General features: G+C 68.5%; 22 protein-coding genes. 3 read left to right on the top strand and 19 right to left on the bottom strand.

Features of this window, described 5'->3' with window-relative positions; translation table 11 throughout:
* Nucleotides 1-5: 5 nt before the first annotated feature.
* From JW876_01515 to JW876_01505, 3 genes are read left to right on the top strand one after another with little or no spacing between them, the layout of a single operon-like run.
* Nucleotides 6-1,811 carry a thioredoxin fold domain-containing protein gene (locus tag JW876_01515; protein MBN1884185.1) on the top strand — a complete coding sequence of 602 codons (1,806 nt, stop codon included), beginning with the start codon at nt 6-8 and terminating at the stop codon, nt 1,809-1,811.
* A 7-nt stretch (nt 1,812-1,818) separates the two neighbouring features.
* Nucleotides 1,819-2,694 (top strand): fumarylacetoacetate hydrolase family protein, encoded by an 876-nt coding sequence (locus JW876_01510; protein ID MBN1884184.1) that lies wholly within the window; start codon nt 1,819-1,821, stop codon nt 2,692-2,694.
* Nucleotides 2,691-3,920: a glycosyltransferase family 4 protein gene (locus tag JW876_01505; GenBank protein MBN1884183.1), complete on the top strand. Its 1,230-nt coding sequence runs from the start codon at nt 2,691-2,693 to the stop codon at nt 3,918-3,920. Before JW876_01510 ends, JW876_01505 begins: the two co-directional genes overlap by 4 nt.
* A gap of 269 nt (nt 3,921-4,189) precedes the next feature.
* Here the strand turns inward: JW876_01505 and JW876_01500 are convergent, their stop codons facing one another.
* The 19 genes from JW876_01500 to bcp form a co-directional block, all read right to left on the bottom strand.
* A complete protein-coding gene (locus JW876_01500) occupies nt 4,190-4,738 on the bottom strand; it encodes a biotin transporter BioY (protein ID MBN1884182.1) in 549 nt (182 codons plus the stop codon).
* 128 nt (nt 4,739-4,866) lie between these two features.
* Nucleotides 4,867-5,457, bottom strand: coding sequence for a hypothetical protein (locus tag JW876_01495; protein ID MBN1884181.1), 591 nt, complete (start codon nt 5,455-5,457; stop codon nt 4,867-4,869).
* Nucleotides 5,458-7,197, bottom strand: coding sequence for a hypothetical protein (locus JW876_01490; protein ID MBN1884180.1), 1,740 nt, complete (start codon nt 7,195-7,197; stop codon nt 5,458-5,460).
* Nucleotides 7,194-7,886: an ATPase gene (locus JW876_01485; protein MBN1884179.1), complete on the bottom strand. Its 693-nt coding sequence runs from the start codon at nt 7,884-7,886 to the stop codon at nt 7,194-7,196. The genes JW876_01490 and JW876_01485 overlap by 4 nt, the downstream gene beginning before the upstream one ends.
* A 24-nt stretch (nt 7,887-7,910) precedes the next feature.
* Nucleotides 7,911-8,654: a hypothetical protein gene (locus JW876_01480; GenBank protein MBN1884178.1), complete on the bottom strand. Its 744-nt coding sequence runs from the start codon at nt 8,652-8,654 to the stop codon at nt 7,911-7,913.
* 46 nt (nt 8,655-8,700) lie between these two features.
* Nucleotides 8,701-9,165 carry a PTS sugar transporter subunit IIA gene (locus tag JW876_01475; protein MBN1884177.1) on the bottom strand — a complete coding sequence of 155 codons (465 nt, stop codon included), beginning with the start codon at nt 9,163-9,165 and terminating at the stop codon, nt 8,701-8,703.
* Between the two features lie 112 nt (nt 9,166-9,277).
* Nucleotides 9,278-9,769 (bottom strand): universal stress protein, encoded by a 492-nt coding sequence (locus tag JW876_01470; protein MBN1884176.1) that lies wholly within the window; start codon nt 9,767-9,769, stop codon nt 9,278-9,280.
* Nucleotides 9,766-10,404 carry a V-type ATP synthase subunit D gene (locus tag JW876_01465; protein ID MBN1884175.1) on the bottom strand — a complete coding sequence of 213 codons (639 nt, stop codon included), beginning with the start codon at nt 10,402-10,404 and terminating at the stop codon, nt 9,766-9,768. Before JW876_01465 ends, JW876_01470 begins: the two co-directional genes overlap by 4 nt.
* Nucleotides 10,405-10,444: 40 nt before the next feature.
* Complete coding sequence (locus tag JW876_01460) at nt 10,445-11,836, bottom strand: V-type ATP synthase subunit B (GenBank protein ID MBN1884174.1); 1,392 nt, start codon at nt 11,834-11,836, stop codon at nt 10,445-10,447.
* A gap of 13 nt (nt 11,837-11,849) precedes the next feature.
* Nucleotides 11,850-13,682: a V-type ATP synthase subunit A gene (locus tag JW876_01455; GenBank protein ID MBN1884173.1), complete on the bottom strand. Its 1,833-nt coding sequence runs from the start codon at nt 13,680-13,682 to the stop codon at nt 11,850-11,852.
* Complete coding sequence (locus JW876_01450) at nt 13,612-14,268, bottom strand: hypothetical protein (GenBank protein MBN1884172.1); 657 nt, start codon at nt 14,266-14,268, stop codon at nt 13,612-13,614. The genes JW876_01455 and JW876_01450 overlap by 71 nt, the downstream gene beginning before the upstream one ends.
* Nucleotides 14,269-14,315: 47 nt before the next feature.
* Complete coding sequence (locus tag JW876_01445; protein MBN1884171.1) at nt 14,316-14,624, bottom strand: V-type ATP synthase subunit F; 309 nt, start codon at nt 14,622-14,624, stop codon at nt 14,316-14,318.
* 27 nt (nt 14,625-14,651) lie between these two features.
* Nucleotides 14,652-15,056, bottom strand: coding sequence for an ATPase (locus tag JW876_01440; GenBank protein ID MBN1884170.1), 405 nt, complete (start codon nt 15,054-15,056; stop codon nt 14,652-14,654).
* 6 nt (nt 15,057-15,062) lie between these two features.
* Nucleotides 15,063-17,048, bottom strand: a complete 1,986-nt coding sequence (locus JW876_01435) for a hypothetical protein (GenBank protein MBN1884169.1) — start codon at nt 17,046-17,048, stop codon at nt 15,063-15,065.
* Between the two features lie 28 nt (nt 17,049-17,076).
* A complete protein-coding gene (locus tag JW876_01430) occupies nt 17,077-18,138 on the bottom strand; it encodes a V-type ATPase subunit (protein MBN1884168.1) in 1,062 nt (353 codons plus the stop codon).
* A gap of 64 nt (nt 18,139-18,202) precedes the next feature.
* Nucleotides 18,203-18,523, bottom strand: coding sequence for a hypothetical protein (locus tag JW876_01425; GenBank protein ID MBN1884167.1), 321 nt, complete (start codon nt 18,521-18,523; stop codon nt 18,203-18,205).
* A 139-nt stretch (nt 18,524-18,662) separates the two neighbouring features.
* The gene (locus JW876_01420; GenBank protein ID MBN1884166.1) at nt 18,663-19,736 is read right to left on the bottom strand and encodes a glycosyltransferase family 4 protein; all 1,074 of its coding nucleotides are present in this window, start codon (nt 19,734-19,736) and stop codon (nt 18,663-18,665) included.
* A gap of 38 nt (nt 19,737-19,774) precedes the next feature.
* Nucleotides 19,775-20,485: a dihydrofolate reductase family protein gene (locus JW876_01415; protein MBN1884165.1), complete on the bottom strand. Its 711-nt coding sequence runs from the start codon at nt 20,483-20,485 to the stop codon at nt 19,775-19,777.
* 46 nt (nt 20,486-20,531) lie between these two features.
* The gene (bcp, locus tag JW876_01410) at nt 20,532-21,002 is read right to left on the bottom strand and encodes a thioredoxin-dependent thiol peroxidase (GenBank protein MBN1884164.1); all 471 of its coding nucleotides are present in this window, start codon (nt 21,000-21,002) and stop codon (nt 20,532-20,534) included.
* Between the last annotated feature and the right edge of the window lie 70 nt (nt 21,003-21,072).

The raw sequence follows: 21,072 nt of genomic DNA, 5'->3' as shown, positions 1-21,072 counted from the left end.
AGAGGATGAGACGGAGATCGACGGGCATCATCGCGATCGCGACCGCACTGGCCCTCCTGGCCGCGGCGGGCGCCGCGCAGACCTTCTTCGACGCCGACGGGGAACTCGTCGAGACCTCGGCCGTTCTGTCCCTGTCCGCCTTCCACCCCGGATCGCGGGGCATGCTCGCCGTCACCGCGACGATCCTCGACGGCTGGCACATCAACGCGAACGAGCCCCTCGACGAGTACCTGATCCCGACCGTCCTCGAGATCGAGGCGCCGCCGGGGATCGCGATCAAGCGGTTCCTCTATCCCGAGCCCGAGCGGATGCGACTCGAGATCAGCGACGGCGACATGCTGCTCTACCATGGCCGCCTCGTCTTCGGCGCCGAGATCGCCGTCGACGCCGACGCGGCGCCGGGCCCGCGCGAGCTGCGTATCCGCCTCCGCTACCAGGGCTGCAACAACGCGACCTGCCGCGAGCCCGCCGAGGCGTCGGTCGTCCTGGCGCTCCGCGTCGCCTGCCCCGAAGAGACGGTCGCGCTCGTCAGCCCCGATCTCTTCGCCGCTCCCCCCTTCGCCGGACCGACCGCCGGGGGCGGTGGCGACGCCTTCGGGGGCATGGTCGCCGAACGCGGCCTTCTCCTCGCCTTCGTCTTCATCTTCCTCGGCGGCCTGGCGCTGAACCTCACGCCCTGCATCTATCCGCTGATCCCGATCACCGTGAGCTACTTCGGCGGGCAGTCGGGGGGCAGGACCTCGCGGACCTTCCTTCTCGCCCTCGTCTACGTCCTGGGGATGTCGATCACCTACAGCGTCCTCGGCGTCGTCGCGGCGATGACCGGGAGCCTCTTCGGCTCCGCCTTGCAGAATCCCTGGGTGATCCTCTTCATCGCCGCCGTCCTCCTCGGCCTGGCGCTCTCGATGTTCGGCGTATGGGAGCTGCGGATGCCCGCCTTCCTCACCCGCCGCACCGGCCGGGCGAGGCAGGGATGGCCGGGCGCCCTCTTCATGGGCCTCACCGTCGGCGTCCTCGCCGCCCCGTGCATCGGCCCCTTCGTTTTGGGGCTCCTCACCTGGGTCGGCGAGATGGGGAATCCCGTGCTCGGCTTCCTGATGTTCTTCACCCTCGCGTGGGGGATGGGACTGCCCTTCCTCGTCCTCGGCACCGTCTCGGGATCGATCAACCGGCTGCCGCGTTCGGGGAACTGGATGATCTGGATCCGGAAGGTCTTCGGGTTCATCCTGATCGCGATGGCGGTCTATTTCGCGCGGCATTTCCTGCCCGGCCGGCTCGCCGGCCTCGCCTACGTCGCGATCGCCGCGTCGGCCGGCATCTGGCTCGGCTGGCTCGACCGGACGGGAGAGACGGCGCGCGGCTTCGTCCTGCTCCGGCGGGCCGTCGGTGTCCTCGCGATCGCGCTCGCCGCGGGACTCGTTCTCTGGCCGGGAGGGCCCGTCCGGCCGGCCGATACGGCGGGGATCGGGTGGACGCCCTTCGAGGAACGCCTCCTCGAACGGGCGGCGGCGGACGGCGAGCCGGTGCTCGTCGATTTCTCGGCCGACTGGTGCATCCCCTGCCACGAGCTCGAGCACGCCACCTTCGCCGATGCCGGGGTGATCGCGCTCGCCGCGAAGACGGTCGCCCTCAAGGTCGACCTCACGCGCCCCTCCGCGCGCGAGACGGAGCTGAAAAAGCGCTTCGGCGTCCGGGGCGTACCGACTATCATCTTCATCGACCGCGCCGGCGAGGAGGCGACCGCCCTTCGCGTGACGGGGTTCGTTGACGCCGCGGAGTTCCGCCGGCGTCTCGAGGCCATCACCAGGTGATCGACCCGTGAAGTTCGCGACCTTCGAAGACGACGGTCCCCGCCCGGGAGCCGTCATCGGCAATCTCGTCCTCGACATCGCCGCGGCGATGCCGTCGGCGCCGGCCTCGCTCCGCGCGATACTGGCCGGGGGCCTCCTCCCGGCCGTTCGCAACCTCGTCGACAACGCCGCCGAGCTCGATCACGCCCTCTTCCGGCGCCTCGAGGAGACGCGGCTCCTGCCGCCGATCCCCGATCCCGGGAAGATCATCTGCCTCGGGCTCAACTACGCCGGCCACGCCCGCGAGCAGGGACGCGAGCCCCCGCCCCACCCGATCCTCTTCGCCAAGGCAGTGACGGCGCTCGCCGGCCCCTTCGACGAGATCGTCATCCCGGCGGACGTCGACCGCGTCGACGCCGAGGCCGAGCTCGCCGTCGTGATCGGCCGCGACTGCTTCCGCGTCGATCCCTTCGAGGCGCTCGACCACGTCGCCGGCTACATGGCCTTCAACGACGTCAGCGCTCGGCGCGTGCAGCGGGACGACCGGCAATGGTTCCGCGGCAAGGGATTCGACACCTTCGCGCCCTGCGGCCCCTGGATCGTCACGCCCGACGAGACGGGCGATCCGGGCGATCTCCCGATCGCGCAGCGCCTGAACGGCCGCGTCATGCAGGAGGGCTCCACCGCCGACATGATCTTCGACGTCCCGTCGATCGTCCACTTCGTGTCGGCCGGCATGACGCTCCGGGCGGGGGACGTCATCGCGACGGGAACGCCGGCGGGGGTGGGCGTCTTCCGCGATCCGCCCGTCTTCCTCTCCGACGGGGACGTCGTCGAGATCGGCGTCGGCCGTATCGGGACGATCCGCAACCGGGTGCGCATAGAGCAGCGGGGGGACGGGTGAGCGGTACGCCGAAACGGATCGTCGTCCTCTCGATCTGGGACGATCTCTGGTCGCTGGGCGAGGGCGCCGGCGTGGCCGACGAGTTGCACTTCATCCGCGGCCTTGTCCGGGCCGGCTGGGAAATCCACTACCTCATCCCCGAGCCCGCCGGCGGGGCGCCGCCCGCGGGCGACGGGATCAGGTGGCACACCTATCCGAACGTCTTCCGGCGCTGGCGGCGGCTTCCCGGTTCGCTGGCGAGATTCGCCTGGTACGCGTCCTTCGACCGCGCGGCCGGCAAACCGCTCCGCGAGCTCGCCCGCGGCGCCGGCGCCGATCTCCTGCTCGGCTTCTCCCACTACACGTGCGGCGTCGTCGGCCGGACGGGACGCGACCTGGCGATCCCGACGGCCGTCAAGCTCTTCGGCGTGATGAACCTCGGACGCACCGACCTGTCGCCGCTCCGTTACCGGTGGCTGAACGCCGACCAGCTCCTCGCCTTCAGGCGCCCCGTCGACCGCTACATCGTCCTCGACGACGGCACGCGGGGAGAGGAGGCCCTCGCGCGCCTCGGCGTCCCCCGGGAGCGCATCTCGTTCTTGCCGAACGGCATGGATGTCGAGTGGGCGGATGTCGCGGTCGATCGCGCCGCGGCCAGGCGTGAGTTCGGCCTGCCGCCGGATGGCGTCCTCGCCGTCACCCTCTCCAGGCTCGTGCAATCGAAACGCATCGATCTCTTCCTCGAGGCGGCGGCGCTCGCCCTCGCCGGCGGGCCGCCGGACCTTTGCTTCGTCGTCGCGGGGGACGGGCCGGATCGCGCCGCCCTCGAGGCGCAGGCTCGGCGGCTCGGCATCGCGGAGCGCATCCTCTTCACCGGCATCGTCCCGCACGACGACGTCGTCCGGCTCTTCAAGGCGTGCGACATCTTCGTCGGCACCAACGAACTGACCAACAAGTCCCTGCCGCCCTGCGAGGCGATCCTCTGCGGACTGCCGGTCGTCGCCTTCGACGTCGCCGCCACCGCCGAGATCGTGCGCGACGGCGAAACGGGGATCCTCGTCGACAACGGCGACGTGGCCGGCCTCGCGACCGCGATCGCCTCCCTCGCCACCGACGAGCCGCGGCGCCTCCGGCTCGCCGCCGGCGCCGCCCGCTTCGGACGGGAGTATTTCGTCTCGTGGGAAGATCGGGTGCGCATGGAGACGGATCTCTTCGAAACGATGCTCGCCGGCGGGCGCAACCTCTGATATAAAACGCCACGGGTTCTCACATGAACGAGAATCCGTGGCGCCTCAACGAGTGGATATGTGTCCGGTGGAACGGGGCTTCCGGAGCCTTCTCTGAATCCACCGCTCTTCGGCGGGGTATCGTTCCTCTTCTCTCGCCCCGCGTCCCCGCTCTCACCGTAGGAAGTATATCCCGATTCGTTCCGCTGTCAAGGCTGGGAGCCATCGAAACGCGACCACGCGCCGCCCCTCGGGGGGCGGCGTTGCTCTCTTCGTATCGTGCCTCGCGCTCATCGCCGCGCGGCGACGACGACGGCCGCGATGGCCTTGATCATCTCGCCAGCGAGGAACGGCACGAGGCCGAGCGAGGCGGCCGCTCCGGCGGAAAGCCCCAGCACGAGGGCCAGCCACGCGGTGCCGGCGCAGAGGATCAGCGCCAGTCCGGCGGCCGAGCCGGCGAGGAGGCCGAGGCGCCCCCGTCCGTTGGCCAGGAAGCCGGCGAGCGCGGCCGCGGGAGCGAACGCGAGCAGGTAGCCGCCCGTCGGTCCGAGCAGGACCGCCGGGCCGGCGAGGAACCCGGCGAAGAGCGGCAGGCCGGCGGCACCGAGCGCCACGTAGGCGAGCATCGCGTGGAATCCGTCGCGGGGACCGAGCGTGATCCCGGCGAGGACGACGAAGAGCGTCTGCATGGTGACGGGCACCGGCGTGAAGGGCAGCCATATCGCGAGCTGGGCGCCGACCGCCGTGAAGGCGACGCAGAGCACCATCCGGGCGATCCGCCGGAGAGCGTCTGTTTCGGCCGCCAGCGGGGTTGGATACGCGTACGAGGCGATCTCCATCGTTCTCTCCTTCGATTCCGTATGGTTTCGCCGTCGCCGGCGGGGGCGTCCGCCGCCGATCGGCGCGACATCAACCTAACCCTTCGCCGGCGTATTTTCAAGCATTGTCTGGCGCCGCCCGTCGCGCGTCACGAAGACCCGGCCTCTCCATCGACGGTGACGTTGCCGAGGTAGTAGTGCGCCGTGATCTCGAGATGCATCATCACGCGCCTGCCGCCTCCCGTGCCCGCCCCGTCCAGTTCGTACGAGCCGAGAACGGCGCCGAGGACGTTGAAGAACTCGAAGAGGAAGATGCGGAGCGCCATGAGATGCCGGTACTCGAACTCGAGCCGGTCCCGCCAGGCCCCGGGGCCCTCCCGCCTGCTCTCCCGCAATTCGGCGAACTCCTCGTCGCCGGTATCGGCGTCGAGGGCGTTGAGCCGGCCGGGGGCCGCCTCCCGCGCCCGGCGCTCGACCCCGCCGAGGAGTTCCTCGATCCGTTCGTTCCGACGCTGTCCCTCGATCAGCTCGTCGAGGAGCGCCTCCCCCTCGACGATGACATCGTGCAGGAAGACGACGTTCCGCTCGAGGGCCTCGAGATACCCGTCCTGGCCGGCTCGTTCGGCCTTGTCGCGGATCATCGCGTCGAGGTTCTTCCGGAAGAGCTCCGGCGCGGGATAGTGCTCGGCAACGTGGCCGGAAAATGTGGCTATCACCTCGTCGATCGTCGCCGTCTCCATCTATCGCTCCTCCCCGTTCGCGACCGCCTCGACCGGGACGGCCGTCCGCGTCTTGACCGGCGTTCCCGACGGATCGGTGTGCGGGCCGGGACGCAGATCGGCCACCCGTCCCTCGAAAACGGCGCCCGCCGCCGAGACGGCGACGAAACCGTCGCCGAGGGGGCGGATCGCCATGAGGTCCGCCGGCAGGAATCCCGCCGTCGCCAGCGTCGGATGCCCCGCTGAAGAGAGCGCGATCCCGAGAAGCGCCCCCGTTCCGAGACGGAGGATCGCCCGCCGGTCGTCGACACCGGCCGTCTCGACCCGTCCGGGAAGGACCAGGCGGCCGCGTTCCGCGGCCGTCTCGTCGTCGAGGACGACGAGCGTGTCTCCCGCCATCCCCCGGCCGTCGTGAATGATGAGGATCCCGCCGCCGAACGTGCCGACGAGCCGCCGGTCGACCGGCTCGAGAACGCGGTGAGCGAGCGGATCGCCGATCCCCTTGCCCTCGAGTTCGAAGACGGTCGCCTCCTTCCGCTCGATGACGACGAGCCGCCCGCCCACGGCGACCGCGGCCTGCATCTCGCGCCCGACCTTCCGGCCCCGTGACGCGTCGGCGCCGACCGGATCGATCGCGTAGGCGAACCCGTTCGTCGTCACGGCGACGAGCCCGCCGGGAGCGCCGGCGAGCGCGAGGACCGGCCGGGGAATCGTCGCGGTCGCGACGACGCCGTCGGGGCGGAGGAGGAAGAGACGCGAGCGCGCGCTGATGTCGACGGCCACCGCCGTCCAGTCAACGCCCCGCGCCACGGCGGCGATACGGGCCGATCGCGAGCGCACGCGTCCCAGTTCGCGCCGGTCCACGCCGCCGGCGGCGAGTCCGTCCGCCCGCGCGAGGCAGAGGCTCGATTCCCGCCCGGCGACCGAGTCGAGGACGGCGGCGAGGATCTCTCCCCCCGCGTCGAGGAAGCAGACGCCGCGGAGCGGCATCGCCGGCGCCTCGGGCGGATCGGGAATGCGGGCGGGCCGGAAGAGGAGTTCCCAACCGGCCGTCTTCTCCGGCACGATCTCCCGTCCGATGCGCGTCTTCGTCTTGCCGTCCCTCTCGATCGTCCGCTCGATTGTCCGGAAGGGGCTTTCCTCGCCGGGGAGAATGAAGTAGAGGAACCCCGACGCCGATTCGCCCGGCTCGAGCCGGAGGGGAGCGAAGAGGCAGCGGTCTCCCGGCGGGAGCAGGGAGCGGTTCAGAAGGGGCCGCATGTACCGCCCGATCGTGAATTCCCGGAAGAGGTAGAAGCCGCCGAGCGGCGCGAGCATCATCCCCGCGGTGTAGTCGCCGGCGCCGAGGGTCCGGTAGGCGTCGGCGCTCGGCTCGCCGCGCACGCAGGAGGCGACCGCCGTCGGATGCAGCGGCGGATATTCGCTTTCGGCGACGAGGCAAACGCCGTCGAGGAGACCGCCCGGATCGAGGGAGGCCGCCGCATGGAGGCACAGGGGGCGGACGTCGTCGTTGCGGATGGTGACCTCGACCGGCAGAACGCCGTAGTCGAGAAGATCCCGGTGGAAGATCGCCTTGACGACCGCCGGATCGCCGACGACCCGGGCGCTCGCCGAGAGACCGAGGCCGGGGGCCTGCCGGACCACGGGGATGACCGGGGAGGACGGCATCTCGCCTCTTTTCAGGCAGGATCCGGCGGTCGCGGCGACGAGGAGCGCCGCGCAGGCGGCAGCGAGGCGTCGGCATGTCCGTGGCGTGTTCACGTTCCCTCTCCCTCTGTTCCGTCCCCGCCGGCGGCGATCTCCGACCGGAGCCCCTCGAGGGGGACGAACCTGCCGAGCGGCACGATGCGGCAGTACCGTTCGAACGTCTTCATGAAACACCGGTTGTCGCAGAATCCCCCGGAGAGGTAGAGCGTCTCCGGTCGGCCGACGAAATCCCGCACGTTGCGGATCACGCCGTGGACGAACATCGCCACGGCCTCCCCGGGGGAGGTGCCGGTCGAGATGCGCTCGAGGACCTTCTCCATGCCGAAGACGCCGCAGGTGACGTTCACCCACGTCTCCGCCGGCTCGAGCGCGTTGAAATCGATGCCGTAATAGCCGCCGAGGAGCTCCACGGTCGCGCCCGTCGTCGAGCCGCAGGCGAGGTTCCAGTCGAGCTTGACGACCCGGCGCCCGGCGAACCGGACGTACTTGATGTCGCGGCCGCCGACGTCGACGACGGAGAAATCCGGATCCTCGATGAGCGACAGCGCCCCCTCGGCGAGCGCGATGAGCTCGTTCTTGTAGACGCGGCAACGGTTCTTGCCGCCGTGCCCCGTCGCGACGTCGAAGAAGGCGTCGTCCCGCCCGGCGAGATCCTTCGCCGCGACGATCTCCAGGGCGCCCGAATCGACGTCGAGGATCTTCGCCCAGGTGCTGCCGCAATCGGCGATGCGCACGCGTTCCATCCTTCCGGCGCGGGACCGCGCCGTTCACGAGAGCCGGATGAAGGCCTCGATCTTGGCGAGTATCGAATCGTTGACCTCGCGATGGCAGTCGATGGCGAGTCCGCCCGTCGCCTCGGCGAGGGCGTGTGCGAGATCCTGCTTCGCGCAGAAACTCTGCGAGAAGAAGACCGTCGGCACGCCCGCGTCGACCCGGGTCTCGAGATCGAGATCGTTCGGCCGCCCCGCCTCGACGCACCGCGTCCACCCGTAGACGTGCGTCGTCTCGGGAAAGACGTCGAGGAGCCGCAGGTCGTTCGGGGGCACGCCCCAGAAACCGTGGGTCGGTTCGCAGGAGGAGGGAGGCGACGCGGGCGGAAAGAAATCGACGACCGTGTCCATGATGCGCAGCACCTTCTCCGTGAGAGGCGCGCGGGCCGTCGAATACAGGAGGGGGCGGTCTTCCCACTCGCCGGGGGGGAACCGCGACTCGACCACCTCGTGGCCCATGGCGGCGAGCAGGTGGGCGGCGTGCCGTCCGCGGTCGCACTTGTCCTCGCCCACCGCGGCCACGACGAGCAGCAACCGGTCTCCCAGCGCGATCGCGTTGTCCACGATGTTGGCGATGATGCGGCAGGTGGTCGCCGGCAGGATGCCGGCGTCGGGCGCCCCGGCCGCGACGTCCAGATCGACGAGCCGGGCGCCGGGGTGCCGCCGGCGCGCCTCGGCGAGGAGGCGTCGCCGCGGAAACCCGTAATAGCCGATGACCGTATCGCGGTTCCCGGGGATCATCGTGTCGTTTCGAACGATCCGCCGTCGCCGCCGGGCGGGGCGGGGCTCATTCCTCGCCGTTCTCGACGCGCCCGATGACGTCGAGGACCTCTTCGGGGGTCTTCGCCGCCAGCATCCGCTCCCTGAATCGCTCCACCTTGATCATCTTGACGATCTTGGCGATCGCCTGGACGTGCGGTCCCGATTCGGTCGAGGGAGCGACCATGAGGAAGAAGAGATACGAGGGCTTGCCGTCCTGGGCGTCGAAATCGACACCGTCGCGGGAAATGCCGATCGCGATGCTCAACCGCTCGACGGCGTCGCACTTGGCGTGCGGGATCGCGATGCCGCGCTCGAGCCCGGTGGATCCCTCCCGCTCCCGGCTCATGACGGCCTCGAGGATGGAATCGGCGTCGCAGAGGCACTCGGCCTGGCCGAGCAGCTCGACGAGCTCCTCGACGACCTCCTCCTTGTCCGTGCCCTCCAGTCCGACGCTGATGTGTGCGGGCGATATGTGATCGATCAATCTCATCTTCCGGCCTCCCTGGCACGCAGTCGAAGCTCGCGAATCAGGCGAAACATAACGTCCCGCGCCGGCGAGCGCAAGCGCCTCGTCGGCGGCCGCGGCGCACCGCCGCGGCAGGTCAGAGGGCGTCGTACGCCCGCTCGACGCGCGCCTTGCCGCGGACGACCATCACGGGACACTTGACCTTGCGCAGTATCCGCTCCCCCTCCTCGTAGAAGGAGTCGCGAAGGCTGAGAACCTCGCCGAGCTCCCCCTGGACGAGCAGGTCCGCGCCGAAATCGTCCACCTCGTGGTCGACCTCCTCGTGGACCACGCCCTTGCGGAGCACCGTCTCGACGGTGGCCCCCTTGCGCTCGGCGAGCTTGACGATGTAATTCAGGTACCGCTTCCCGTCCTCCTCCAGGTCGCGCTCGTAGTCCATCTTCTCCATCTGGACGAAGACCTTCGCCTTGAGGAGCTCGCTGAGCAGGTTCTCGTTGACCACGTAGATCGCCCGCAGGCGCGCATCGTAGCGCTTTCCCATCGCGATCGCGAACTGCGCCGCCGTGATGGAGGATTCGCTGCCGTCGATATAGAGAAGAATGTTCGCCAGCGGATTCACGTCGCTCATACGGCCTCCCCTTTTCGTCTCGAGAGACGGTCCTTCACGAGCTTCATGCTGAAGAACGCCTCGCGTTCCGCTTCCTCGAGGGCCATGTCGATATAATGCAGCGTTTCCTCGTAATCGGGAATGAATATCTTCTCGAGCGCATTCACCCGGCGGATCGTCTTGGAGACCTCGCGCGAGAGACGCACGAGCGAGATCCGGGCCTCGGCGAGCGTGCCGAGATGCCCGAGGATCTCGCGGAACTTCCCGATCGTCTCGTCGATCCAGATGCTGCTCTCCGCGGAGGCCACGTAGGGGGAGCGGTCCTCCAGCTCCACCTTGACACGCGGAAGCGAGACGCCCATCACCCGCTTCTGCGAGAGGCGTATCCGCGATTCGATGTTCATCCCCGTGGCGGTCAGGTTCACCTCGCGCCGGCCCATCCGCAGGATCGCCTGGTCGAGGGCCGCGAAGGCCTCCGCGAGGCTCGCCTCGACGCGCTCCTGGGCGTCGACGGTGCGATCGATGAGCCCCATCAGTTCGACGACGAGGATCTTCCGCTTCTGGTCGAGCAGTTCCCAGCCCTCGCGGGCGAAACCCAGATCGCGGCGGATCCGCATCAGGTTCGTCTTTGTCGGCGCTACCTCGTAACGTGACATCCGTCTCCGCCGATCGTCGGGCGCCCTCCGGGCGGGCGCGTCAGGACCCGTAGTACTTGTTCAGCTCTTCCTCGGTGATCCGGTGCAGCTCGTCGCGCGGCAGCGAGGAGACCACCTTCCAGCCGATGTCGAGCGTATCGACGATGGAACGGTCCTCGTACTCCCCCTGGGAAAGGAAGTCCCGCTCGAACCGCTCGCCGAACTCCATGTAGACCTTGTCGAGCGGCGTCAGCTCCTCCTCGCCGATGACCGCGGCGAGCGCCCGCACGTCCTTGACGTGCGAGTAGGCCGCGAAGAGCTGCGAGGCGATGTGGGCGTGGTCGCCGCGGGTCATCCCCTCGCCGATCCCGTCCTTCATCAGGCGGGAGAGGCTCGGCAGCCCCGCGATCGGCGGGTAGATGTTCCGCTGCGAGAGCTCGCGTTCGAGGACGATCTGCCCCTCGGTGATGTACCCCGAGAGATCGGGGACCGGGTGGGAGATGTCGTCGTTGGGCATCGTGAGGATCGGCATCTGCGTAATCGATCCATCGATCCCCTTGATCATCCCGGCGCGCTCGTAGATCGCCGAGAGGTCGCTGTAGAGGTAGCCCGGGTATCCCTTCCGGCTCGGGATCTCCTCGCGGACCGTGGATATCTCGCGCAGCGACTCGCAGTAGTTGGTCATGTCGGTGAGGATGACCAGGACGTGCATGTGCAGCTCGAAGGCGAGAAACTCGGCCGCGGTCAACGCGGTGCGCGGGGTGACGATGCGCTCCACGGAGGGATCGTCGGCGAGATTGAGGAAGAGGACGACCTTCTCGAGCACCCCCGATTCCTCGAAGTTCCTGATGAAGTAGCGCGCCACGTCGTGCTTGATCCCCATCGCGGCGAAGACGACGGCGAAGGAGGTGTCCTCGCCCACGATCTTCGCCTGGCGCGTGATCTGGGCCACGATCCGGTTGTGGGGAAGCCCCGTGCCGGAGAAGATCGGCAGCTTCTGGCCGCGGACGAGCGTGTTCATGCCGTCGATCGCCGATATCCCCGTCTGGATGAACTTGCGCGGGTACTCGCGGGCGGTCGGGTTGATCGGGAGCCCGTTGACGTCCTTCCGCATCTTCGCCATCGGCGGCGGGCCGCCGTCGATCGGATGGCCGAGGCCGTCGAAGACGCGCCCGAGGATCTCCTCGCTCACGCCGAACGAGAGCGGCTCGCCGCGGAACCGCACGCGCGTGCCGGGGATCGACAACCCGCTCGTCCCCTCGAAAACCTGGATGACCGCCGCGCCGAGACTGGTCTCGAGGATCATCCCCAGCCGCACGTGCCCCTCGGGATCGGTGATCTCGGCGAGCTCGTTGTAGCCGACGTCGTGGATGCCCTCGACGACGACGAGCGGCCCCTCGACCCGGCTGATCCCGATGTACTCGCGTCCCTCGGTCAGATGTTTCTCCGTCATGTCGTCTCTTCTCTCAATCGAACATGTCGCTGATGGCCTGCATCGAGCGACGAAGCCTGTCCCTGATCTCGTCGAGCTTCCCGATCTCGTCGTTCGGCACGGCGAACTTCATGCGCATGATCTCCGACGAGATCTCCATCTTCTTGATCTGATGGATGTTCGCGCCCTTCTTGATATTCTCCAGCCCGAGCTCGTAGTAGTCGATGATGATCCGCAGCATCTTCACCTGCTTCTCGGGCGTGCAGTACATGTCGACCTTGTCGAAGCTGTTCTGCTGCAGGAATGCGTTCTTGAACATCGTGCACGTCTCGAGGACGATCCGCTGCGTGTCGGGCAGGACGTCGGGGCCGACGAGCTTGACGACCTGCTGGAGCTTCCCCTCCTGCTGGAGGAGCGTCATGATGCCCTGGCGGAGCTCCATCCACTCCCCCCCCGAGCGCTGCTGCCACCAGTCGGCGATCTCCTCGACGTACTCGCTGTAGGAGTCGAGCCACGAGATCGCCGGGTAGTGCCGCGCGTTGGCGAGCTGGCGGTCGAGGGCCCACAGGCAGCGGACGAACCGCTTCGTGTGCTGTGTGACCGGCTCGGAGAAATCGCCGCCCGGCGGGGAGACCGAGCCGACGATCGAGATCGATCCCTCGCCGCCGCCGATGGTCTCCACCATTCCCGCCCGCTCGTAGAACTCGGCGAGGCGGGTCGGCAGGTAGGCGGGATACCCCTCGTCCGCGGGCATCTCCTCCATCCGGCCGGAGAGCTCGCGAAGCGCCTCGGCCCAGCGTGAGGTGGAATCGGCCATGATCGCCACGTGGTAACCCTGGTCGCGGTAGTACTCGGCGATCGTGATCCCCGTGTAGATCGAGGCCTCGCGCGCCGCGACGGGCATGTTCGAGGTGTTGGCGATGAGGACGGTGCGCTCCATGATCGGGCGTCCCGAGCGCGGATCGACGAGCTCGGGGAAGGAGATGAGCACGTCGGTCATCTCGTTGCCCCGCTCGCCGCATCCGATGTAGACGATGATGTCGGCGTCGCTCCACTTCGAGAGCGCGTGCTGGATCATCGTCTTGCCCGTGCCGAAGCCGCCGGGGACAACCACGGTCCCGCCCTTCGCGACGGGGAAGAGCGTGTCGACGACGCGCTGCCCGGTCACGAGCGGCAGATGGAGCGGCAGCCGTCCCCCGACGGGGCGGCCCCGCCGGACGGGCCAGCGCTGGTGCAGCTTCACCTCCCGCGTACTGCCCGCCTCCGTCTCGACGCGGCAGACGACATCGTCGACGCCGTACTCGCCGGCGCCGGCCGTCCACGAGACGGTCCCCTTCACGCCGGGGGGCACGAGGACGCGGTGTTTGATCAGCCCCGTCTCCTGCACCTCGCCGACCGTCTCCCCGCCCGTCACGGCCGTCCCGGCGGCGACGACCGGCTCGAAGGCCCAGCGCGCCTCCCGGTCGAGCGCCGGCACGTGGATCCCCCGCTGGATGTACTGGTCGGAGGCGTCGCGGATGACCTCGAGGGGCCGCTGGATGCCGTCGTAGATCGTGCCGAGAAGCCCCGGGCCGAGCTCGACGGACAGGGGCACGCCGGCACTGTAGATGGCCGCTCCCGGCGCGAGCCCGGTCGTGTCCTCGTAGACCTGGATGGCGGCATGCTCGCCGTCGAGCTTCACGATCTCGCCGACGAGGTGATCTTCGCCGACCTCGACGAGATCGAGCATCTTCGCTGTCGTCACGCCCCGCGCATGGATGACGGGCCCGATGACCTTCTCGACCGTTCCGATGATCTCAAGCACTGCCCTCGCCCCCCTCCCCCGACGAAGCGACGACTTCCTCGAAGATGATCCGTCGTATTTCATCCCGGAATCGATACTTCCGGGCTTCGAACGTGTTGTCGAATATCACCTTGCCGTCCGGTACGCCGATGCGCGCGCCGCCGAGCGACGGCGTGTCGAGGGGCTTTGCATCGAGCGATTCGATCGTTCGCCCGCCGGCGGCGGCAGCCTCCCGGACGGCGGGAAAGACCTCCGATTCGACGAGCGCCATGTCGCGGCGGTCGACCGCGACCACGAAGCGCGCGCCGTCGAGCGCGTCGACCCCCTCGACGACGAGAGCGGCGAGGATCCGTCCGTACCCGCCGCTTTCGCGAAGCTCGCCGAGGCGCTTCTCGACGCGGCCGAGGATCTCGGCGACGATCTCCTCGCGGGCCTTGAGTTGCGCGCGGCGCACCTCGAGGCTCACGCTGGAGAGAAGCCGCCTGCGGTTCGATTCCGCCTTCTCGCGCGCGTCCTTGAGAACCTTCCCGGCGACGGCCTCCCCCTCGGCGGCGGCCTTCTCCGAGATCTCGGCGGCCGTCCGGCGGGCCTTCTCGAGGATCGACTCGATCTCGGCCACGCCGTCCTCCTCGATCTTCCCGCAGATCCTGTCGACGGATTCCTGTTCCACCAACGTTGACACTCCCTCGTTGAGCGCCGCCGCCGGCGGCGCTCACGTTACACGTTCACGCCGACTGCCGACCGCACCATCTCGCGGATCGAGACGCGCCCCTCGATGGGCCCCGTGCGGTCGGGGATCTCGATGACGAGCGGGAAGGAGCGGCTGTACACGTACTCCTCCATCTCGCTGCGGATCTCCGAAGCGATCCGCTCGGTGGTGATGACGATACCGATCTCCGAGTCGGGGGCGAAGGCCTTGGCCATCGCCTCCCTCGCCTCGTCGGCCGTCTCGACGACCTCGCCCTCGAGGCCGACGAGATTGAACCCGGTGACCGTATTCTCGTCGGCGATCACGAAAAACTTCATCGACACGCTCCCGTGGACGATCCCCCGTCAGATCTTTGTGAGGATCATGATCGAGATGATCAGCCCGTAGATCGCGATCCCCTCGGCGAGGCCCACGTAGATGAGCGCGCGCGCCGCGAGTTCGGGCTTCTCCCCGATCGCCCCGAGCGCGGCCGAGCCCACGTAGGCGACGGCGACGCCGGCGCCGACCGAGCCGATCGCCGTCGAGAAGGCCGCCGCGGCGAAGGCCCAGACCGTCACCTTGGCCGTCTCGGGCGTCCAGGTCCTGGCCGTCCCGGTCACGGCGGCGCTGTGCTGCTGCTGGCCGTGGACGTGGACCGCGGTGGTCGTCAGGGTGATCAGCAGGACGATGAAGACGGTCGAGATGACTGCCGTCGTGGAAAGCGTTATCCACCGCTTCATCTTCCGCCTGCGAGCCTCTTGCTGTGACATTCCCGGCTACTCCTTTCCTTCGGCCCGGCGGCGCGCCGGACCGAGGCCGATGGGTTTGTACGCCGTGCCTCCGCCGAGAAAGAACTTGCCGAAGAACTCGTAGTACTCCAGGCGGATCGCCTGGATCGTGACGACGAGCCCCTCCAGGGCGATGACGACGGCGTTTCCGATCACGAGTATGATCGCCGAGTACGCCCATCCCCCGCTCTTGCCCTTCACCATGTCCACGAGGCTGAAGACGGCGATGAAGAGCCCGACGTGGGCGAGGGAGAAGGCGGCGACACGGATGAAAGACACCGTGTTGCCGAGGTACCCCGTGACGATCTCCATGACCTCGATCACCGTTTCCATCAGGTAGGTCATGAGCCCCTTCTCGAAACGCGGCCGGCGGCGCGAGAAGACGGCGGCGAGGGGCTCCCTGAGGAAGAGGACGAGGATCGGCAGCCCCACCGCGAGGAGCAGGAGCCTCACCGGTATGGGCCGGTTCGCGAGAAAGATCGAGACCACGCCGATGCCGCCCCAGTAGATGACGGCGCTGACGATGCCGGCGTGATCGAAGAACGTGGCCTTGTAGTTCCGCGTGCGGATCGCGTTGATCACGTTGAGGAGGATCCCGATCGAGATCATCGCGATCCCGAAGTAGACCGCGACGCGGAAGAAATAGAGGACGTCGTGCATGGGCTTCATCCACAGGCTCGGCAGCAGTTCCTCGAGCCCGAAGATGCTGCCGAAGAGGAAGCCGAAGACGATCGAGGAGAGGCCGCAGTAGAAAGCGAGCTTGCCGATCAGGCGCGTCGCATCGGCGCGCTCCGCTCCTCCCCGGAAACCGAGCATCCAGCCGATCGCCGCGAGGATGAAGCCGTGGCCGACGTCGCCGAACATCATCCCGAACATCGCCAGGAAGGAGATGGCGACGAAGAATGTCGGATCGAGAAAGGAATACTCGGGAAGGCCGTAGCTCGAGACGAGCATCTCGAAGGGCCGGAAGAAACCGGGATGGCGCAGCAGAACCGGCACGTGGCGCGTCCCCTCGCGCACGCCGGCGATCTCCTCGGGCGGGATGATCTCGATGATCGCCCGTCCCCTCGCCGCGCGGTAGATCTCCCGCTCGACGGTCTGCCGCTTGTCGCTCGGTATCCACCCGGAGAAGATGTAGGTCTTCGCCGTCCTCTTGAGGTAGGTCTTCACCTTGAGCAGCAGCTCGGCGACCTTGAGGGAGCGGTGGTACTCGGTGACCGCCTCGGCGTGCTCGCCCCGGAGCGCCGCCAGCTCCCCGTCGACCTCGCCGATCTGCTCCGCGAGCCCTGCGATCCGCTTCTCCAGCTCGCCGGTGACGAGCCCCGGATCCCCCTTCGCCTCCTCGGGCACCTCGATCTCCTCGAAGGCCGCCTCGCGGAGGATCCGCTTGAGCTTGAGGCGGTCGGTCTTCAGGCCGATGACGAGGAGCACCTGGTCGCCGTCGCGCACCACGAGGGGCAGGGCGACGGCTGCGAGGGGCGCGAGCTTCTCGCGTACGTATCCGAGGTTCTCGGCGCGGACCTGGCCGTAGCGGATCTCGAGGAAGGTGTACGGCGCGCGTTCCGGCGAAAGCCCGACGACGTCGAGGGGAGCCACCTCGCGCATGATCCCCTGCAGGCGCTCGTACTTCACCTGGAGCTCCTTGCGCCTGAGCCCGAGGCCCTCCACCTTCTGCTCGAGCGCGGCCATCTCCCGGTCCATCCCGTCGAGGTCGGCGGGCGTGATCTCGAGGTGGCGGCCGTCGCGCGCCTCGAGGGGCAATTCCCGGATCCCGAGGGATTTCATCAGCTGAGCGACCCTGCCGGCGAGCCCGTCGATGCGGCCCTGCATCTTGCGGGTCTCGTAGTCCTTGAGCTGCCCGACCCAGTCCTCGTGCTCGTCGAGCTGGACGAGGTGGAGGATGCCGAGGCGAACGATCTCCTTCGCGACGGCGTCGACCTCCGTCTCGAAGACGACGACGTTGATCTGGTGCATCCGTTCCGGCGTGAACATGGTCGTTTCCTCAGAAGGCCACGCGCAGGTGGCTCTCGATCTCGCTCCGCCCCATCCGGTAGACCTTGCCGTTCAGTATCGTGATGACGTTCCGCACTTCCGTGCGCTTCAGGATCAGGTAGGCGAGGATCGTCCCGATCGTGAAGGGGAACCCTCCCAGCGTCCGTTTCGCCTCGACGAGCAGGTAGTTCCAGAGGATGATCTCGAGCAGGTAGAGCTTGCTGAGCTGCTCGCCCTGCACGAGAGCGTCCGAGACGCTGCTGTACGATTTCTCGATGGCGACGCGCAGGACGTCGCGCAGGGACTCCGCCTTGAAGGCCTCGCGGAGCCGGTCCGCCGTCATCCGGTATCCGCCGGGGATGTTGTAGTCGAGCAGCTCCCCGACGGGCACGTCGTAGTAGAACTTCAACCGGATCAGCCATCCGATGTTCGTCCGGTCGATCTCGAGGCCGACGAGCCGCTCGGCGATCCGCCGGTCGCCCTTCGCGAGGGCGGCGACCCGCTCCTTGAGCCGTCGATAGTAGTCGATCTCGAGCCCGATCTCCACGGGAAAAAGGGTGCCGCGTTCGCCGTACGCGTCGAGGGCCCGCCTGACCGGTTCGTGGAAGGGCGAACCGTTGAGGTACGCGAGGGCCTCCTCGAGGGAGCCCGCCTCGCTGATCGCCCCGTAGGGCAAGGCGTGCGGGAGCGAGCCGCGGACGAGGTACTTCATCTCCTCGCCGTCCCGGTGTCCTTCCCGGATGCGCAGCGCCACCTTGAGGTTCTCGATCTCGTACTTCTCGATGAAGTGGGAGACGAGGGCGCGCTCGGCGCCCTTGAGATCGCGGAGCAGCTCGGTGTGCCAGAGTATCTCGCGCTCGAGGAGGAGCCGCTCGCCGACGCGCGGGTCGAAGGCGATCTCGGGCTGGGAGAATATCGGCTCGTAGATCGTCCCGTCGAGGGCCGCGTAGAATTCGGAGAGATCGCGCGTCTCGGCGAGGCGGTTGATCGTCGCCTCGTCGAGGAGCGTGCTGAGGCGCGCGCGCACCTTGGCGTTCACGAGCGAATACTTGCTGACCGGTCCGAATACCATGAAGATTCCCCGGTTGTATCGCCGTTTTGCCGGCGCGGGCGAACACGGGCAAAACCAGCGGCCGCTAGTCTCCGGCCTCCCCGGAGACGAGACGCGCGGCCCGATCGACGGCGCGCTCGACGCTGTCCCGGCGCTCTTCGAGCATCCGGGAGCCGCCGCCCCCGACCGCCCCGATCAGGCGCGCCTTCTCCTTTTCGGCTTCGCCAATGGCGACCTCGACGATCCGCTGGCCCTCGGCGACGCTCGCCTGGCGCCGCTCCTCGACGATCGCCCGGCTGCCGCGCTCCGCGTCGCGGACGATGCGCTGCGCCTCGGCGCGCGCCTCCTCGATCCGGTCTCTGGCCTCGCGCTCGGTATCGATGATCTTCTTGACGACTTCCTTCACGTCTTCTCCGATGTCCAGAGTGGGCGGGCGGGAAACGGATTGCGGTAGTATAGCGGCTCGTCACCGGGGTGTCAACGGGGGAAGCCCGGCGGGCGCGACCGATGCGGCGCAGACGAAATGCCCCCGGCTGGCCGGCCGGTCAGAGCGAACGGATGAAAGAGGATACGGCCTCGGCGCTCTCGGCCCAGGTGGGAAAGCGCGCCGCGCTCACGCCGGCGGCCGTCGAGACCTTCCGGAGATACCCGCGGTTCTCCATGAGGAGTTCGAGGTAGGAGGCGATCATGGCCGCGTCCCCCGGGTCGACGAGGAAACCGTCGCGGCCGTGCGAGACGACCTCCGCCGCGCCGCCGGCGCGGGAGGCGATGACGGGAAGCGCGCGGCTGAAGGCCTCGATCGAAACCATCCCGGATCCCTCCTCGATCGAGGGAACGACGAGGACGTGGCCGTCGTCGAGGATCCGTGCGAGAAGGCCGTCGCCCACGACGCCGCGGAAGCAAATCCGTTCCCCGATCCCGCGTTCGGCGATCTGGCGGCGGACGGCGGCCGCGTACCGGCTGTCGGCGGCGAGGGATCCCACCACGTCGAGGCGCCATCCGACCGGGGGCAGGGAGGCCAGCGCGTCGACGAGCACGTGCAATCCCTTCCGGCGAATGACGTTACCGACGAAGAGAACGCGCAGATCCGCCGCGCGGCCGCCGCCCGCGCGGCGATCGCGCACCGCCGGGCGGCCCGGCAGCCGGTCCCTGCCGGGATAGGCGACGATGAACGGCCGATCGCCGGGACACAGCGTCCCGGCCGCCCGGTGCGCGATCTCGCTGTCGCACACGATCCCGTCGGTCGAGTCGAGATAGAGTTTCTCGATCCTCCGGAAGATGAGCCGCGCCGCGCCGGGACACCGGCCGCGGCAGCGGAGGCGGTGGACGATCGCCACGATCGGCCCCTCCGCGCGGCGCCGGAGCCGCCGGTTGAGAAGAAGGAGCGAGGGATGGTCCTGCTCGTCCTCGATGATCGCGTCGTAGCGGCCGCCGGCGAGTGTGCCGGCGAGGCCGCCGGAGAGGCCCTCGCCGAGCGAGCGCGCGTAGCAGCGCCGGGGAAGGGAGACGACGTCGACCGTGTCGCCCCGCTCGCGCAGGTGCCCGGCGAGCCGCCGGTCGTAGACGCCGGCGCCGGTCAGGTCGTCGAATCCGCCGCAGGTGACGAACGCGGCGCGCATGCGCCACTCCTTTCCGGCCGCGGGGCCGGCACCCGGGATCAGTCTTTTCCGCCGTCGCGTTCCGGAACGCCCGTAACGACGAGATCGCGCCCGAGAAGCATCCAGGAGACGGCCTCGAGCCGGGGCAGGCGGTTGCTCGACGCCGCCTCGACGCCCCCCACCGACGGCATCCCGCCGAGAAAGACCGGCGCGACGGTGAGGACGACACGGTCGACATGGCCGCCGCAGAGGAAACTCGTGATGATGCGGCTCCCCCCCTCCACCATGAGGGAACCGATGCCGCGGCCCGCGAGCCCGACGAGGGCCGCGGGGATGTCGACGCGGCCGGCGGGATCGGCGGCGACTCGCACGACGTCGGCCCCCGCCTTCTCGAGCCGCGCCCCGCGCGACCGGTCGGCTTCCTCCGTGCAGACGATGACGGGCGGAAAGGGATTGTCGACGAGGAGCCGCGAGGTGATGGGAAAGCGGAGGTGGGAATCGAAGATCACCGGGCGCGGGGATCGCCCGAAAGCGTGCCTGACCGTCAGCCGCGGATCGTCGGCGAGAACGGTGCCGATACCGATCAGGATCGCGTCGTGGTCGGCGCGCAGCGCGTGCGTGAGCCGCATCGACGTCTCGCAGGAGAGAACGCTCTTCTCCCCGTACCGCTCCGAGACGCTTCCGTCGAGGCTCTGCGCGTAGCTCAGCGTCACGAACGGCCGCCCATGGCGGCGCACGTGGGTTCGATCGATCTCGAACGGAATCGTCACTCGTGGATCGCCTTCGCGTGGCATCGCCCCGTGCCCGCGACGCGCGCTATTCCCGGAGAGCCTCCAGGTCGGCGAGGACCTCCTCGGCGTGCGAGGCGGGTTTCACCTTTTCGTAGATTTTCGCGATCGTGCCCGCGGGATCGACGAGAAAGGAGATACGGCTGGTGCCAATGTATTCCCGGCCCATGAACTTCTTCTTCCCCCACGCGCCCCACCGCTTCACGACCTCCTTCTTCTCGTCGGAGAGGAGGGTGAAGGGCAGCTCGTGCCTGTCTGCGAACGAGCGGTGGCTCTTCACCGGATCGACGCTCACGCCGAGAACGACGGCGTCGAGCTTCCCGAACCGCGGGTAGACGTCGCGGATCGCGCAGGCCTCCTTCGTGCATCCCGACGTGTTGTCTTTCGGGTAGAAATAGACGAGAACCCACGAACCGCGGTAATCGGCGAGACGGTGGACGCGCCCGTCCCCGTCCGGCAACTCGATCGCGGGCGCGGGCTGGCCGGCTTCCGGTCTCATGGCGCTTTTCCTTTCTCCAGGTTTCGATCCCAGTATACAGGCGATCCATCCCGGGTAAAACGAAATATTC

It is taken from the genome of Candidatus Krumholzibacteriota bacterium (assembly GCA_016931295.1).
Taxonomy (GTDB): Bacteria; Krumholzibacteriota; Krumholzibacteriia; order Krumholzibacteriales; family Krumholzibacteriaceae; genus JAFGEZ01.
The sequence above is the reverse complement of the archived record's forward strand: the minus strand, read 5'-3'. Positions and strand labels throughout refer to the sequence as shown.